The sequence below is a fragment of the Blattabacterium cuenoti genome, from assembly GCF_014251375.1.
Lineage (GTDB): Bacteria > Bacteroidota > Bacteroidia > Flavobacteriales > Blattabacteriaceae > Blattabacterium > Blattabacterium cuenoti_K.
Window position 1 is genome coordinate 146,179 of the sequence record NZ_CP059187.1, and the last position, 15,286, is coordinate 161,464.

The following is a 15,286-nucleotide window of genomic DNA, read 5'->3' on the forward strand; positions in this document are numbered from 1 at the left end:
ATGAAGGGTATAAAAATTTTTTCACCAGCTACTGTCGCAAATTTAGCTTGTGGGTTCGATGTTATTGGATTAGCTTTAGAGATTCCAGGAGATGAGATTTTTTTATACAAATCAAATAATCCTGGAATCCGGATTAATAGAATAATATATGGAGATTCCTTTTCATTACCTAATGATCCAAAAAAAAACGTTGTTTTTGTAGCTTTACAGTCTTTATTAAAAAAGTATCAACAAAAAAAATTTGATACTAAAAAAGTGGGATTTGAAATAGAATTAATTAAAAATATCCATCCAGGAAGTGGAATAGGTTCCAGTGCTGCTAGTGCTGCTGGAGTTGTTTTTGGAGCAAACATATTACTAGGAAAACCGTTTAGCACCATGCAATTAATTCGTTTCGCTATGGAAGGAGAACGTTTAGCAAGCGGAACGGCTCATGCAGATAATGTAGCTCCTGCCATCATGGGAGGAGTGACTTTAGTAAGAAGTTATAACCCATTAGATATTATTAGATTACATACTCCTAATGAATTATGGGTTAGTATTATACATCCTCAAATTGAAATAAAAACATCGGATGCTAGAGAAATATTAAAGCAAAAAATATTGATGACAGATGCAATACGACAATGGGGGAATATTGGTGCCTTGGTTTCGGGATTATATAAAGAAGATTATGAATTGATCAGTAGATCTCTAGAAGATGTTATTGTGGAACCTATTCGGGCCATGTTGATCCCCGCTTTCTATGAATTAAAAATAAGATGTAAAGAAATAGGAGCTTTAGGTGGAGGAATCTCTGGATCTGGTCCTTCCGTTTTCATGTTAAGTAAAGGAAATCATATCGCAAAAAAAGTTACTAAAATGATGAATTGTGTTTATTCTCCATTAAAAGTTGATTATAAAACTTATACTTCTCCTATTAATAAACAAGGAGTAAAATGGTCTGAAATTTTTTCAGATAAGATAAGAAGGGATATATTCAACAAAATATAAAATTTTTTTTATGTTATATCACAGTTTAGAAAACCATAAAAGTCTCATTTCTTTTGAACGTGCTGTTTTAAGAGGATTAGCTCCAGATGGAAGTTTATATTTTCCAGAAAAAATACCTTTTTTAAAAAAAGAATTGATTCAAAACTTGCAAAAATATGACATAGATTCTCTCGCAATGGAAATAATCGCTCCTTATATTGGAAAAGAGATTCCTGAAGAATCTATCTATAGTATTATTCATAACACTTTAAATTTTTCTTTTCCATTACGAATAATTCATGATAATATCTATGTATTAGAGCTTTTTCATGGTCCTACTTTAGCGTTTAAAGATGTGGGAGCCAAATTTATGGCAGAATGTTTAAGCTTTTTTTGCAAAAAAATAGGTAAATCAGTTACTGTTTTAGTTGCAACCTCTGGAGATACTGGAGGTGCCGTAGCAAAAGGATTTCACAAAAAACCTGGAATAGAAGTTATTATATTATATCCATACAAAGGAGTTAGTTTATTACAGGAAAAACAGATTACTTCTTTAGGAGATAATATATACGCTTTAGAAATAGAAGGAGATTTTGACGATTGTCAAAATATAGTAAAAAAAGCTTTTTTAGACAAAGAAATTTTAGAAAAATATATACTAACTTCTGCAAATTCTATTAACATTGCAAGATGGATTCCTCAAATGTTTTATTATTTTTTATCTTATAGAAAAATAAGAGAAATAGAAGAAGAAAACAAAGAATTAATTTTTTCAATTCCTAGTGGAAATTTTGGAAATATTTGTGCAGGAATGCTTTCTGAAAGGATGGGGGTTCCTATAAAGTGTTTTATAGCCTCTACAAATATAAATGACACTATTCCTAGGTTTTTAAAAACTGAAAAATATCATCCTCTTTCAGTAAAAAAAACAATATCCAATGCAATGGATATATCAAATCCAAGCAATTTTTCTCGTATATGGTATTTATATAAAAAAAATATGAATCAATTACGTAAAAAATTATTTTCTTATAGCTTTACAGATGAAGAAACACTTTCTATTATAGAAATGGTTTGGAAGGAATACAAATATATGTTAGATCCACATGGAGCCATTGGGTATTTAGGGATTAGACAATACTTGCAAGAAGAAGTAAAGGATCCTTTAACGACATCTATTTTTTTAGAAACAGCTCATCCTATTAAATTTATAGATCATCTTCCGGTTTCTTTAAGAAAAGAGATTTCTGTTCCTGAACAATTTAAAATTCTTTTAGGTTCAAAAAAAAGAAAAACAATTCAAATTCCTAATACTTATAATATATTTAAAAATTGGTTAATAGAAAGAAGATCTTAATAGAAAAATATTCAAATTGCGATATCTCCTTTTATATGAGGAAAAGGGGTGTAATTTTTTAATTGAAAATCTTCAAAACGAAATTCAAAAATATTTTTGATTAAAGGATTTAAAATGATCTTCGGTAAAGATCTTGGAATCCGTTGTATTTGTAGTTTCACTTGTTCCATATGGTTATTATAAATATGTGCATCTCCTATAGTATGAATTAATTCTTTTTCCTTCAAATTAAGAACTTGAGATATCATTGTGAGTAATAAGGCATAGGAAGCAATGTTAAAAGGTAATCCAAGAAAAATATCTGCACTTCTTTGATATAATTGTAAAGATAATTGTTTTTTGTTAAGTACATAAAATTGAAAAAGTAAATGACAAGGTGGTAATCTCATATCTTTAATCATCCCGACATTCCAAGAAGAAACAATTAAACGTCGTGAATGTGGATTTAGTTTTATTTCTTCTATTACATTTTCTATTTGATCTATAAAATACCCATTATAAGTGGGCCATTTTCTCCATTGAAACCCATAAATAGGGCCAAGATCTCCAGATTCATTTGCCCATTCATTCCAAATAGATACTTTTTTTTCTTTCAAAAAACGGACATTCGTATCCCCTTTCAAAAACCATAATAATTCATAAATAATAGATCTGATGCTTAATTTTTTAGTAGTTAAAAGAGGAAACCCTTTTTCTAAATCAAATCTCATCTGGTATCCAAAGATACTTTTTGTTCCTATTCCAGTCCGATCCATTTTATTTATTCCATTTTTTAAGATATATTTTAATAAACTTAAATATTGTTTCATAGTACTAAAAAATATAAAAGAATAATAAGAAATTTATTTTTTTCATTTCAATTAAAAGTATTTTTGTGTACAAAATAATAAAAACATAACTATGAATCAAAAAGTACTCTTCTTTTCTACAAGAAGCGGATTAATACTCTCTGAGAGTATAGCGGATCATTATGGAAATTTTCTAGGAAAAGTTCGTTTTTTGAAATTTAGTGATGGAGAATATACTCCTTGTTTTGAACAATCTGTTCGTGGATCACGAGTATTTTTGATTGGATCTACTTTCCCCCCAGTAGACAATTTAATGGAATTACTTTTAATGTGTGATGCCGCTAGAAGAGCTTCTGCTCATAATATAACACTTGTAATTCCATATTTTGGATGGGCAAGACAAGATTATAAAGATAGACCTAGGACTCCTATTGCTGCAAAATTAGTTGCTAATCTTATGGTTGCTTCAGGGGCAACAAGAGTAATGACCATGGATTTACATGCAGATCAAATTCAGGGATTTTTTGATATTCCTGTAGATCATTTATATGCATCTAGAATATTTATAGATTACATTAAAAAATTGAATATAGATCAACTTACTATTGCTTCCCCAGACATGGGAGGTGCAAAAAGAGCCAGGAGTTATGCTGGATATTTAGGAACAGATGTAGTTATTTGTTATAAGGAGCGAAAAAAAGCAAATGAAATAGAATTTATGAATCTCATTGGAAATGTGAAAGAAAAAAATATAGTACTTATAGATGATATGGTAGATACAGCTGGAACTTTAACAGAAGCAGCTCTTTTAATCAAAAAACAAGGGGCTAAAAGTGTCCGTGCGGTAGCCACCCATCCCGTATTATCTGGAAATTCATATGAAAAAATAAAAGAATCAGTTCTTGAAGAATTGTTAGTAACCGATACTATCCCAATCAAAAAGAATGCTCATAAAATTAAAATTTTATCTTGCGCACCTCTATTTGCAGAAGTTATGCATTCTGTTCACAATGATGAATCAATAAGCAGTAAGTTTATAATTTAATTGAATAATTTCATCATATATATAAATGAAATGAAATATATAAATATATACGGAAAAAAAAGAAATGTAGGAAAAAAAGCTGTACATTCTATTCGAGTTTCTGGAGGAATTCCTTGTATTTTATATGGAAAAAGTATTAATACTATTCCATTTTGGATTTCATTAGAAGAAAATTTAAAAAAATTGGTATATACATCAGACGTATACTTGGTAAATCTTCAAATAGAAGGATGTGATAAAAATATCAATGCAATTCGAAAAGAAATTCAATTTGATCCTATTAGTGAAAAAATATTACATGTAGATTTTTGTAAAATAGAAAAATCTAAACCAATTACATTAGAAATTCCTATAAAATATTTTGGTAGACCTATTGGTGTATCTAAAGGGGGGGAATATTATTCCCCTATTCGAAAACTAAAAGTAAAAGCTATTCCTTCTGAATTTCCTGAATTTATAAAACTAGATATTAATTATTTGGATATAGGAGATAGAATCACAGTGAAAGATTTATCTTCAAAAAAGTATACTATTTTACATCCTTTAAATACCCTTTTAGCAAGGGTCAAACCATCTCGTATAATTAAAGAAACTCAAGATGAGAATAATAATAAAGAAGAAAAAGAAGATCAAAAACAAAAAAAGTAGGAGCAATATGATGAAAAATAATCTTTCTTGTTTCAAGGATGATAGATATTTTATGAAAATCGCTTTGGAAGAAGCTTTTACTGCATTTCATAAAGATGAAATTCCTATAGGAGCTGTTGTTATATATGAAAATTCAGTCATAGCTAAAGCTCATAATTTGACTGAAACTTTTGGGAATATAACGGCACATGCAGAAATGTTAGTGATCAATTTTGCATCTAATTTTTTAGGTCAAAAATATATCAGAGAATGTACTTTATATGTTACTGTAGAACCATGTGTGATGTGTGCAGGAGCATTGTTTTGGTCCCAAATTGGAAGGGTAGTGTGTGGAACAACAAATAATTCTAAAAGAGGATTTTTATATACAGGAATAAAATTACATCCTAAAACCAAATTTTCATCTGGTATTATGAAAAATAAATGTAAAAGTCTCATGCAGAAATTTTTTTTTTGAAAAGAAAAAAAATCATGAAAAAGAAAAATTCTGATGAATTTTAATGTAATGTTTTTTTTATTTTTTTTTATTTTTACCTGTTATTTTTAATTTTATAAAAATAGGGAGAGTCGTGGTAAATACAATTAGAAAAATGATCCATTCTAGATGATTTTTTAGTTCAGGAAAAGTTTGATCTAAATAATGTCCAGCTAGCATGATAGAAAAAGTCCAAGAAAATGCTCCAATAATATTATAAATCATAAATTTTTTAAAATCAATCCGGATAGCTCCTGCTACTATGGGAGCAAAAGTTCTAAACATAGGAAGAAATCGGCTTATAATCAATGCGGTAGTTTTATATTTATTATAAAATAATTTTGCTAGAATAAGATGTTTTTTTTTAAAAAAAAAGGAATCTTTTTTTCTATACAATAAATTCCCGGATTTATATCCTAACCAGTATCCTTGCATATTTCCAAGAATTGCAACACATGCAACAATTAAAATAATCACAAAAAATGGGACATTGTAAAAATTTTTACACAAATCTTTTCCGAATATTCCAGCAGTGAATAGCAAAGAATCTCCAGGTAAGAAAAAACCTATAAAAAAACCTGTTTCTGCAAAAACAATTGCTAAAAGAATAAATAATGCTGTATTCCCGAAATAGAAAAAAATCCATCTCGGATTAAACAAATGCTGAAAAAAATCCCATAAATCTGACATTTTATTGTGTACGAATATGATATACTAACTATCTTTAAAGATAAAGTTAAATATTTCCATTTTTTCTGTTGATTTATCTATTAAAAAAATAAATGCTTAAAATATTTTATTTTTACATATTATTGTAATGAAATGAAATGTGTATGAAATATTTTTATCATTTTGTTGAAATTTTAGGATGGAATGCTAATATATTTTTCATAATAATATCTTTCGTGATTTTAGCTTTTTTATTGTATCGAATCTTTCATTTTGTTGATTGATTATTGAATTATTCTCTACTATATTTCTACTATAATTATTAATATGGATCATCACAGAAAAATTCTCTTTTTTAATGAAGAGGCTTATAAAGAATTGAAAAATTATTTTTTCAATAATAAAAATCAAGTAGATATAAAGAATACATTTATTTTAGTAGATTATTGCACTTATAAACATTGTCTTCCAATTTTATTATCTCATATTAGCTCTTTAGAAGAATCTCATGTTATAAAAATTTCATCAGGAGAAAAAGAAAAAAATATTTATACCTGCATTCAAATATGGAAGAATCTAGAAATTTTTAAAGCAAATAGAAAGAGTTTAATTATTAATTTAGGAGGAGGTGTAATCACAGATATTGGTGGTTTTGTTGCTTCCATTTTCAAAAGAGGAGTTCGTTTTATAAATATTCCTACAACATTATTAGGAATGGTGGATGCTTCCATAGGATGTAAAACAGGAATCAATTTAGAATCTATAAAAAATGAAATAGGAACATTTTACTGTCCAGAACTTTTGATTATAGATACTAATTTTCTAAAAACTCTTCCTGAAAAAGAAATGATTTCAGGAATGGCCGAAATGTTCAAACATGGATTGATAGCAGATAAAAATTTTTGGATGGATATGAAAAAAAATCCAATGAAAAATAAATATAAAAATCAATGGAATCATTTAATCTATCAATCTATATTAATCAAAAATAAAATTGTGAAAAAAGATCCAAAAGAGAAAGGATTAAGGAAAATTCTTAATTTTGGACATACCATAGGTCATGCTTTAGAGAGCTATTTTATGAATTCAAAAAAAGAAAAACTTTTACATGGGATAGCGATTTCCATGGGGATGATATGCGAATCTTGGATTTCATATAAAATAAATGGATTATCAATAGATGATTTTAAAGAAATCAAATCTATTCTTTCTTCTGTAGTATTAGAAAAAGTTTCTAATCTAGAAATTGATAAACTATTCTTCATTATGGAACATGATAAAAAAAATGAAAAAAATAAAATTCAATTTTCCTTATTAAAAAAGATAGGAATTTGTTCTTACAATTGTCAAGTACCTTATTCCTTAATTAAGGAAAGTTTTTTACAAATACAAAAAAGTAAACTATAAAAAATATGTATATTCTTCAGAAGACAATAATAATCCATAAGAATAAAAAAATAAGATGAATGTGAATGAAGTAGAGAAATTAATTCCTATTAATATTGAAGATGAAATGAAATCATCTTACATAGATTATTCTATGTCAGTTATTGTGTCTAGAGCACTTCCTGATGCTAGAGATGGATTGAAACCTGTACATAGAAGAGTCCTCTATGGAATGTATCAATTAGGAATTTTTTCTAACAATTCTCATAAAAAATCAGCTCGTGTCGTCGGAGAAGTATTAGGAAAATATCATCCACATGGTGATATTTCTGTTTACGATACTATGGTTCGTATGGCACAAAAATGGACATTTCGTTATCCATTAATAGATGGACAAGGTAATTTTGGGTCCTTAGATTCAGATCCACCTGCTGCAATGCGTTATACAGAAGTTAGAATGAAAAAAATGTCTGAAGATATGTTATTGGATATAAAAAAAGAAACGGTAGATATGCAACTTAATTTTGATGACTCTTTAGAAGAACCTACTGTATTACCCACACGTATTCCGAATCTATTAATAAATGGTTCTTCTGGAATTGCAGTTGGAATGGCTACCAATATTCCACCTCATAATTTAAAAGAAACTATAGAAGCAATTTGCGCTTATATTGATAATAATGATCTATCTGTAGAAAATATTATGGAATTTATTAAAGCCCCAGATTTTCCTACTGGAGGAATTATTTACGGATATGATGGAGTTAAAGAAGCATTTCAAACAGGAAGAGGACGGATTGTACTCCGTGCAAAAGTTCATTTAGAAGAAATTCAGGAAAGACAATGTATTATTGTAGACGAAATTCCTTATCAAGTAAATAAATCAGAAATGATTTCGAAAACGGTTGGATTAATGAAAGAAGGAAAAATGGAAGGAATTTATCAAATTCGTGATGAATCGGATAGAAAAGGATTACGAATCGTTTATGTTCTTAAACAGAATACAAATCCAAATATATTGCTAAACAATTTATTCAAATATACTTCTTTGCAGACTTCTTTTAATGTTAACAACATAGCGTTAGTGAAAGGAAAACCAGTACAGCTAAATATAAAAGATTTTATTCGTCATTTCGTATCTCATAGACATGATGTAATTATTCGTCGCACCAAATACGAATTAAAAAAATTCAAAAATCGTGTTCATACTTTAATAGGGATTTTAACAACATTCAATCATTTAGACAAAATGATTGAATTAATAAAAAAATCTAAAGATCAAAATGAAGCTTGTGACAAGCTAATTGAAAAATTTCAATTATCTCAAAATCAGTCAAAGTCTATTTTAGACATGAGATTGCAAAGTCTTACATCTTTAGAACTTGAAAAAGTTAAAAAAGAATATGAAGAATTAATTAAAAAAATAGAATTTTTAAAAAATGTTTTAATCCACCATTCTATGAGAATGGAAATTATTAAAAAAGAACTTTCAGATATAAAAGAAAAATATAAAGATGAACGGCGCACAGAAATAGATTATTTAGGAAAAGAAGTAAATATAGAAGATTTAGTTGAAAATGAACAGGTTGTGCTTACTATTTCTCATGCTGGATATATTAAAAGAACTTCTTTGTCTGAATACAAGCGTCAAGGAAGAGGTGGAGTGGGAAATAGAGGGGCCAGTGCTAGAGAATTCGATTTTTTTAAACATCTTCTCATAGCTACCAATCATCAATATTTACTTTTTTTTACAGAAAAAGGAAAATGTTTTTGGTTAAGAGTTTATGAAATCCCTGAAGGATCTAAAACTTCTAAAGGAAGAGCAATCCAGAATATCATTTCTATTCAACAAGATGATAAAGTCAATGCCTATATACTCCTTTCTGGAAATCTTACCGATAAAAATTATGTTCAAGATCATTATGTCATGATGGTAACTCAAAAAGGGATCATTAAAAAAACATCTTTGGAAAACTATTCAAGACCCCGAAAAGATGGAATTAATGCCATTGTTATCCGTCAAGGAGATTCTTTATTAGAAGCAATTTTAACAAAAGGGAATAGTCATGTTTTTATCGCTTTAAAAAGCGGAAGAATCATTCGTTTTTCAGAAAAAAAAGTTCGTTCAACCGGAAGAGCTTCTTCTGGAGTAAAAGGAATTCATTTAAAAAATGAAAAAGACGCAGTAATTGGAATGGTATGTGTTGAAGAAAATGAGAAAGGACATCTATTGGTTGTTTCTGAAAAAGGTTTTGGAAAAAGATCGAATCTTAAAGATTACAGGATAACAAATCGTGGTGGAAAAGGAATAAAAACAATAAATATCACTCAAAAAACAGGAAATTTAATTTCTATCAAACATGTCACAGATCAAGATGATCTAATGATTATTAAAAAATCAGGTATCATCATTCGAATATCTGTATCAGATATACGAGTGATGGGAAGAGCAACTCAAGGAGTTCGATTAATTAACATCAAAAAAAATGATGAAATAGCTGATGTAGAAAAAGTTTATAAATCACCTATTGAATTTCATTAAAATCTTGAAAAATATTGACACTTTCTGAAATTTGTAAATCTTTTGATAAATCTTCTTTCCATTTTTTTCCTTCTAAATTTTCAGAATCATTTGAAAGTATTTTGTAAGAAGAAGAATGAGAAATTCTATATCTATATTCATTCAAATAATTTTTCAATTTTTTAAAATTTTCGATGTTCTTTTTTATTTTTAAATTTTCATAAAGAAACTCTTTCCAATTTAGAGGGACAGATTTGACCTTGAATAATTTATTTTCTAAAAGTTTTATAGTATTATGAATACTTATTAATAAGTTTTTGTTTTTTTTCAAACGATTTCTACTCCTTAACTTTATTTTTTCCAAGTTTTTTTTTCCTTTCCAAGGAGTACAATTTTGATATGAAATAGAGGAAATTTTATCCCATGACATAGGATTTATCTGATCTTTTTCCATTTTAAATATTTTTCCATCAATTGGAATGACTATATCTGAATTGACACCTTTCAATTGAGTAGAGCTTCCATTGATACGATAAAATTTATTTATAGTAAGTTTTACTATCCCCAATTCCTTACAATATAATAAGGGAAATCTTTTTAATGAAAACAAAGTTTGAACTGTTCCTTTTCCATAAGTTTGAGAACTTCCAACAATAATCCCTCTTTTATAATCAGATATAGATGAAGCAAGAATTTCGGAAGCAGAAGCGGATAACTCATTGACAAGAATCACAAGCGGTCCGTTCCAAATAGCTGAATGAGAAGCGTTTATTATAATATTTTTTCCCTGACGTTTTCCTATCTGTACAATTGGAACTTTTCCTAAAAAAAAACCAGCAATTTCCACAGCTGATTCTAAAGATCCTCCTCCGTTATTTCTTATATCTAAAATAATTCCTTGAACTTTTTCTCTTTTTAGTTCTTGAATTATTTTTTTTATATCTTGATCTGAATTCCTTACTTTTTTATTTTCAGGATGAAAATAAAATTCTGGTAAACAGATAAACCCATATTTTCTATTTTTTTCATCCAATATGATTGCACTTTTTGCAAAAATTTCTTTTTTTTCAATCACATCTCTCATAAGAACAACTTCTTCTATAGATCCATTCTTTTTTTGAATTGTTAATTTTACTTTACTCCCTTTTTTTCCTCTTATGAGAGGAAGAGAATATTCTAACAACATTCCTATAATATTCTTGTATTCTGAATTGGAATCTTTTGCTACTCTAATAATTTTATCTCCTATCTCTATCTTATTACTTTTCCATGCAGGGCCCCCTACTATAAGTTTCACTATTGTCGCATATCCTTTTTGATCTTGCAATTCTACTCCTATTCCTTCTGTTTGTCCAGATATTTCTAAATTGAAATTTTCCTTTTCTTTGTAAGAAAAGAAATGAGTATGAGGATCATATTGCGATATGATAGCATTTATGTATACCGAAAACCAATCCGATTCTTTTTTCATTTTTAATTTTCTAAAAAAATCAAGAATATTTTCTTCAACTTTTTTTCTAGATTCTTTTTCTTTTTTTAAGAATAAGTTTTTCCAAAAACTATCTGAATTTTTTAAAATATTTTCTTTTTGATTTTCTATTTCTGGAGTGAGGATTTCTACAAGAGTCAAATATTTTAAATATTTTCTCCATTCTTCAATCCATTCTTTTTCGTTTTTAGAATAAAACAATTTTCTTTCTCCAGGAATAAATATTTCTTTTTTATTGAAATCAAAAGGTTTTTTTAAGATTTTTAAACACAAATCTTCTCCTTTTTGAATTCGTTGATAGAAACGTTTCATTGTAACTTTAAAAAAAGTTGGATCTCCATTAATCCAATAATCATCTAATTTTTCTTTATAGAAAGAAAAATCATTCAAATCTTTTTGTAAAAAAAAATGTTTTTGAAAATCTAAATTGTCAAAATATTTTCTATATACTTTTTTTGAAAAATCATTGTTGATTTTAACAGGTCTAGGATGGAATAAATATAGTGTTTGATATATTTTTTTTAATATAATATGATGTGTTTCTTGTTCGCTTTTTGGAGAACAAAAGCTCAATAAAAAAGTAAAAATAAATCCAATTACTATATATTTTAACTTTCTAATTTTTTTACTGAATTCAAAATCTGATATCATCTTATTTTTAGATCAAAAGTCTAAAGATAGATTCAAATTATAGATTCTTTCTAAGAATAGAGAAAAAAATGAAAAAAAAACCAATTATTCTAGTTACAAATGATGATGGGATAATAGCGCCTGGAATTCGAACTCTCATTCATGTTATGAATTCTTTAGGAGATGTATATGTAATTGCTCCCAACAAACCTCAATCGGGAATAGCACATGCTATAACTATGGATACTGTTTTGCATTGTGATTCTGTAAAAATTGATGATGGAATTCAAAAAGAATGGAAATGTTCAGGAACTCCTGTAGATTGTGTTAAGTTAGCTATTAGTAAAATTCTTCCAAAAAAACCTGATATTTGTGTATCAGGAATCAATCATGGATCAAATTCTTCCATAAATGTTATGTATTCTGGAACAATTTCTGCTGTCATAGAAGCTGGAATAGAAGGAATACCATCTGTTGGATTTTCGCTTTTAGATTTCGATTGGAATGCAGATTTTGAACCTTCAAAAGAATATATCTGCAAAATTGTAAAAAAAATTCTTAATAATCCTATTCCAGAAAAAATTATTATTCTTAATGTCAATATTCCAAAATTGAAAAAAGAAAAAATCAAAGGAATTAAAATATGTAGACAAGCAGAAGCTAAATGGAAAGAAAATTTTGATCATCGTTATAATCCAAAAGGGAAATCTTATTACTGGTTAGTCGGAGATTTTGTTAATTTCGATAAAGAATTAGATACCGATGAATGGGCTTTGAAAAATGGATATATTTCTGTTGTCCCTATTCAATTCGATTTAACAGATTATCAGATCTTAAATATCTTAAGATCATGGAATTTTAAATAATACTAACTTTTAATAAATAATAAAAAAAAAGAAAAATCAATCTATATCCATTCATTTTCATTTAGAATGAAAAATACTATTATTATATGTCATCTTTAGAAGAATCTACTTTGAATCCAAATAAATTTCAAGATTTTGTTGGACAACGTAGCATTTTAGAAAATTTAAAAATTTTTATTCAAGCAACTAAAAGAAGAAAAGAAGCTTTAGATCATATTTTATTTCATGGTCCTCCAGGATTAGGAAAAACTACTTTAGCTCATATTGTAGCTAATGAATTATGTGTCAATATTACAGTGACTTCAGGTTCTGTTTTGGATAAACCAGGTGATTTGGCCGGATTACTCATTCATATGAATTTAAATGATGTTTTATTTATTGATGAAATTCATCGTCTTTCTCCAATAGTAGAAGAATATTTATATTCTGCAATGGAGGATTATAAGATAGATATTATAATAAATTCTGGTTCTAATGCAAGATCCGTGCAAATTGATTTATCTCCTTTTACTTTAATTGGATCAACGACAAGATCTGGATTACTAACAGCTCCTATTCGTTCTAGATTTGGAATCAATTGTCGTCTTACTTATTATAAAAAAGAATTATTAAAAGAGATTATACGTAGAAGCGCGAAAATATTAAATATTCCAATCACAGAAAAAGCGGCTTCTGAAATATCGAATAGAAGTCGGGGAACTCCACGTATTGCAAATTCTTTGCTTCGTAGAGTTCGTGATTTTGCTCAAATCAAAGGAAATGGAACTATAGATATAAATATTTGTAATCTAGGCTTAAAATCTTTGAATGTTGATAAACATGGATTAGATGAAATGGATAATAGAATACTGACATCTATTATTGATCATTTTAAAGGAGGGCCTGTAGGAATAAATACTATAGCTACAGCAGTTAGTGAAAATTCAGAAACTATAGAAGAAGTTTATGAGCCTTTTCTCATTCAAGAAGGATATTTAATAAGAACTCCTAGAGGAAGAAAAGCAACAATGTTAGCTTATCAACATGTTAAACGAAGAAACATAAAAAATAATCAACAAAAAAAATTAATATAATGAAAAAAATTATATATTTTACTGTTTATTTTGAAATTGAAAAAATTTTTTTATCATGCCTTCAAATGTAATTGTAGGCCTCCAATGGGGTGACGAGGGAAAAGGAAAAATCACAGATTTACTTTCTAAAAATTCGGATTATGTAATCCGTTATCAAGGTGGAAATAACTCAGGCCATTCTATTCATATTAAGAAAAATTATTTGATTCTTCATCTGATCCCATCTGGGGTTATATATCCGCATATTAAATGTATTATTGGCCCCGGAGTAGTAATAGATCCAAAATATTTACTTCAAGAAATTAAAGAAATAGAATCTATAGGAATCAATACATCAAAAGTATTTTTAGCAAAACGTGCACATATAACTATGCCTTATCATCGTTTATTAGATCAATACAAAGAAGAAGCTTTAGGGGATAGATCTATTGGGACTACACATCGTGGAATTGGGCCTACTTATGAAGATAAAATAGCAAGAATGGGGATCCGTGTATTGGATTTTTTAAATCTAAAAACTTTTTATAAAAAATTGAAAAATAATCTTGAATACAAAAATCAAATTATAACAAAAATATATAAAAGAAAACCTCTTTCTTTTGAATCTATATATGAGGAATATATAGAGTATTCCAAAACGCTTTTACCTAGAATTATAGATGCCGTTTATGAACTCCATGATGCTTTTAAGAAAAAAAAAAAAATTTTATTTGAAGGAGCTCAAGCAATGCTTTTAGACATTAATTATGGAACCTATCCATATGTCACTCCATCTTCTCCTTCTACAGGAGGAGTTTGTATAGGATCCGGAGTCCCTCCTATTTTTTTGAAAAATTTTATTGGAGTCGCAAAAGCTTATTGTACACGTGTAGGATATGGACCTTTTCCTACAGAAATTAAGAATCATATAAGTGAAATAATCCGTCAAAAAGGAAATGAGTATGGAGCAACTACAAAACGGCCCAGACGATGTGGATGGTTAGATCTTTTATCTTTGAAATATTCTTGCATGGTTAATGGAATTAATCATTTGATGATTACAAAACTTGATGTTTTAAGTGAATTAGAACTAATTAAAGTCTGTATAGGGTATAAAAATAATGGAAAAAAAATTCAATATTTTCCAGCAAATTTAAAAGAAAATATAGAAGCAATTTATGTAGATTTTACGGGTTGGAAAAGAAATATTTCTCATATTCAAGAATATGATGATTTACCAATAAATTGTAAAAAATATATTACCTTTATTGAAGGATATTTAGATTTAGAAATTCTATTGATTTCTATTGGATCTGAAAGAAATCAAAATATTATAAAAAATAAATCTTCCTTTTTTAAACTTTTTTCTTAAAAAAAATATTTCTTTT

At 27.7% G+C, this 15,286-nt stretch carries 13 protein-coding genes; 10 read left to right on the forward strand and 3 right to left on the reverse strand.

The features are described 5' to 3' along the window. Both H0H71_RS00685 and thrC read left to right on the forward strand, forming a co-directional pair. On the forward strand, positions 1 to 993 hold the full coding sequence (locus tag H0H71_RS00685; protein ID WP_185856254.1) for a homoserine kinase: 993 nt from the start codon (positions 1 to 3) through the stop codon (positions 991 to 993). A gap of 10 nt (positions 994 to 1,003) precedes the next feature. Further along, the gene (gene thrC / locus H0H71_RS00690; protein ID WP_185856256.1) at positions 1,004 to 2,329 is read left to right on the forward strand and encodes a threonine synthase; all 1,326 of its coding nucleotides are present in this window, start codon (positions 1,004 to 1,006) and stop codon (positions 2,327 to 2,329) included. A gap of 11 nt (positions 2,330 to 2,340) precedes the next feature. On the opposite strand, the gene H0H71_RS00695 is transcribed toward thrC, so the two are convergent. Then, a complete protein-coding gene (locus H0H71_RS00695; RefSeq protein WP_185856258.1) occupies positions 2,341 to 3,138 on the reverse strand; it encodes a thymidylate synthase in 798 nt (265 codons plus the stop codon). A gap of 91 nt (positions 3,139 to 3,229) precedes the next feature. On the opposite strand from H0H71_RS00695, the gene H0H71_RS00700 reads away from it, so the two are divergent. From H0H71_RS00700 to H0H71_RS00710, 3 genes are read left to right on the forward strand one after another with little or no spacing between them, the layout of a single operon-like run. Further along, positions 3,230 to 4,162, forward strand: coding sequence for a ribose-phosphate pyrophosphokinase (locus tag H0H71_RS00700; RefSeq protein ID WP_185856260.1), 933 nt, complete (start codon positions 3,230 to 3,232; stop codon positions 4,160 to 4,162). 30 nt (positions 4,163 to 4,192) lie between these two features. After that, a complete protein-coding gene (locus H0H71_RS00705) occupies positions 4,193 to 4,810 on the forward strand; it encodes a 50S ribosomal protein L25 (protein WP_185856262.1) in 618 nt (205 codons plus the stop codon). 52 nt (positions 4,811 to 4,862) lie between these two features. After that, the gene (locus H0H71_RS00710) at positions 4,863 to 5,267 is read left to right on the forward strand and encodes a nucleoside deaminase (protein WP_238784470.1); all 405 of its coding nucleotides are present in this window, start codon (positions 4,863 to 4,865) and stop codon (positions 5,265 to 5,267) included. A gap of 57 nt (positions 5,268 to 5,324) precedes the next feature. On the opposite strand, the gene H0H71_RS00715 is transcribed toward H0H71_RS00710, so the two are convergent. Next, the gene (locus tag H0H71_RS00715) at positions 5,325 to 5,975 is read right to left on the reverse strand and encodes a DedA family protein (RefSeq protein ID WP_185856264.1); all 651 of its coding nucleotides are present in this window, start codon (positions 5,973 to 5,975) and stop codon (positions 5,325 to 5,327) included. A gap of 306 nt (positions 5,976 to 6,281) precedes the next feature. Here H0H71_RS00715 and aroB point away from each other — a divergent pair, with 306 nt between their 5' ends. Both aroB and gyrA read left to right on the forward strand, forming a co-directional pair. Next, positions 6,282 to 7,361: a 3-dehydroquinate synthase gene (aroB, locus tag H0H71_RS00720; RefSeq protein ID WP_185856266.1), complete on the forward strand. Its 1,080-nt coding sequence runs from the start codon at positions 6,282 to 6,284 to the stop codon at positions 7,359 to 7,361. 55 nt (positions 7,362 to 7,416) lie between these two features. After that, positions 7,417 to 9,882, forward strand: a complete 2,466-nt coding sequence (gyrA, locus tag H0H71_RS00725) for a DNA gyrase subunit A (protein WP_238784462.1) — start codon at positions 7,417 to 7,419, stop codon at positions 9,880 to 9,882. On the opposite strand, the gene H0H71_RS00730 is transcribed toward gyrA, so the two are convergent. Next, positions 9,866 to 12,001, reverse strand: coding sequence for a carboxy terminal-processing peptidase (locus H0H71_RS00730; protein WP_185856268.1), 2,136 nt, complete (start codon positions 11,999 to 12,001; stop codon positions 9,866 to 9,868). The two genes, gyrA and H0H71_RS00730, sit on opposite strands and share 17 nt — an antisense overlap. Before the next feature lie 68 nt (positions 12,002 to 12,069). On the opposite strand from H0H71_RS00730, the gene surE reads away from it, so the two are divergent. The 3 genes from surE (at position 12,070) to H0H71_RS00745 (ending at position 15,270) form a co-directional block, all read left to right on the forward strand. Then, positions 12,070 to 12,846 carry a 5'/3'-nucleotidase SurE gene (gene surE / locus H0H71_RS00735; protein WP_185856269.1) on the forward strand — a complete coding sequence of 259 codons (777 nt, stop codon included), beginning with the start codon at positions 12,070 to 12,072 and terminating at the stop codon, positions 12,844 to 12,846. A gap of 86 nt (positions 12,847 to 12,932) precedes the next feature. Then, positions 12,933 to 13,919 carry a Holliday junction branch migration DNA helicase RuvB gene (gene ruvB / locus H0H71_RS00740; RefSeq protein WP_185856271.1) on the forward strand — a complete coding sequence of 329 codons (987 nt, stop codon included), beginning with the start codon at positions 12,933 to 12,935 and terminating at the stop codon, positions 13,917 to 13,919. A gap of 55 nt (positions 13,920 to 13,974) precedes the next feature. Next, a complete protein-coding gene (locus H0H71_RS00745; RefSeq protein ID WP_185856273.1) occupies positions 13,975 to 15,270 on the forward strand; it encodes an adenylosuccinate synthase in 1,296 nt (431 codons plus the stop codon). Positions 15,271 to 15,286: the final 16 nt, after the last annotated feature.

Bases quoted from the DNA above. Each gene is read 5' to 3' on its own strand.
- H0H71_RS00685 (WP_185856254.1), top strand. From the start codon at position 1: ATGAAGGGTATAAAAATTTTTTCACCAGCTACTGTCGCAAATTTAGCT.
- thrC (WP_185856256.1), top strand. From the start codon at position 1,004: ATGTTATATCACAGTTTAGAAAACCATAAAAGTCTCATTTCTTTTGAA.
- H0H71_RS00695 (WP_185856258.1), bottom strand. From the start codon at position 3,138: ATGAAACAATATTTAAGTTTATTAAAATATATCTTAAAAAATGGAATA.
- H0H71_RS00700 (WP_185856260.1), top strand. From the start codon at position 3,230: ATGAATCAAAAAGTACTCTTCTTTTCTACAAGAAGCGGATTAATACTC.
- H0H71_RS00705 (WP_185856262.1), top strand. From the start codon at position 4,193: ATGAAATATATAAATATATACGGAAAAAAAAGAAATGTAGGAAAAAAA.
- H0H71_RS00710 (WP_238784470.1), top strand. From the start codon at position 4,863: ATGAAAATCGCTTTGGAAGAAGCTTTTACTGCATTTCATAAAGATGAA.
- H0H71_RS00715 (WP_185856264.1), bottom strand. From the start codon at position 5,975: ATGTCAGATTTATGGGATTTTTTTCAGCATTTGTTTAATCCGAGATGG.
- aroB (WP_185856266.1), top strand. From the start codon at position 6,282: ATGGATCATCACAGAAAAATTCTCTTTTTTAATGAAGAGGCTTATAAA.
- gyrA (WP_238784462.1), top strand. From the start codon at position 7,417: ATGAATGTGAATGAAGTAGAGAAATTAATTCCTATTAATATTGAAGAT.
- H0H71_RS00730 (WP_185856268.1), bottom strand. From the start codon at position 12,001: ATGATATCAGATTTTGAATTCAGTAAAAAAATTAGAAAGTTAAAATAT.
- surE (WP_185856269.1), top strand. From the start codon at position 12,070: ATGAAAAAAAAACCAATTATTCTAGTTACAAATGATGATGGGATAATA.
- ruvB (WP_185856271.1), top strand. From the start codon at position 12,933: ATGTCATCTTTAGAAGAATCTACTTTGAATCCAAATAAATTTCAAGAT.
- H0H71_RS00745 (WP_185856273.1), top strand. From the start codon at position 13,975: ATGCCTTCAAATGTAATTGTAGGCCTCCAATGGGGTGACGAGGGAAAA.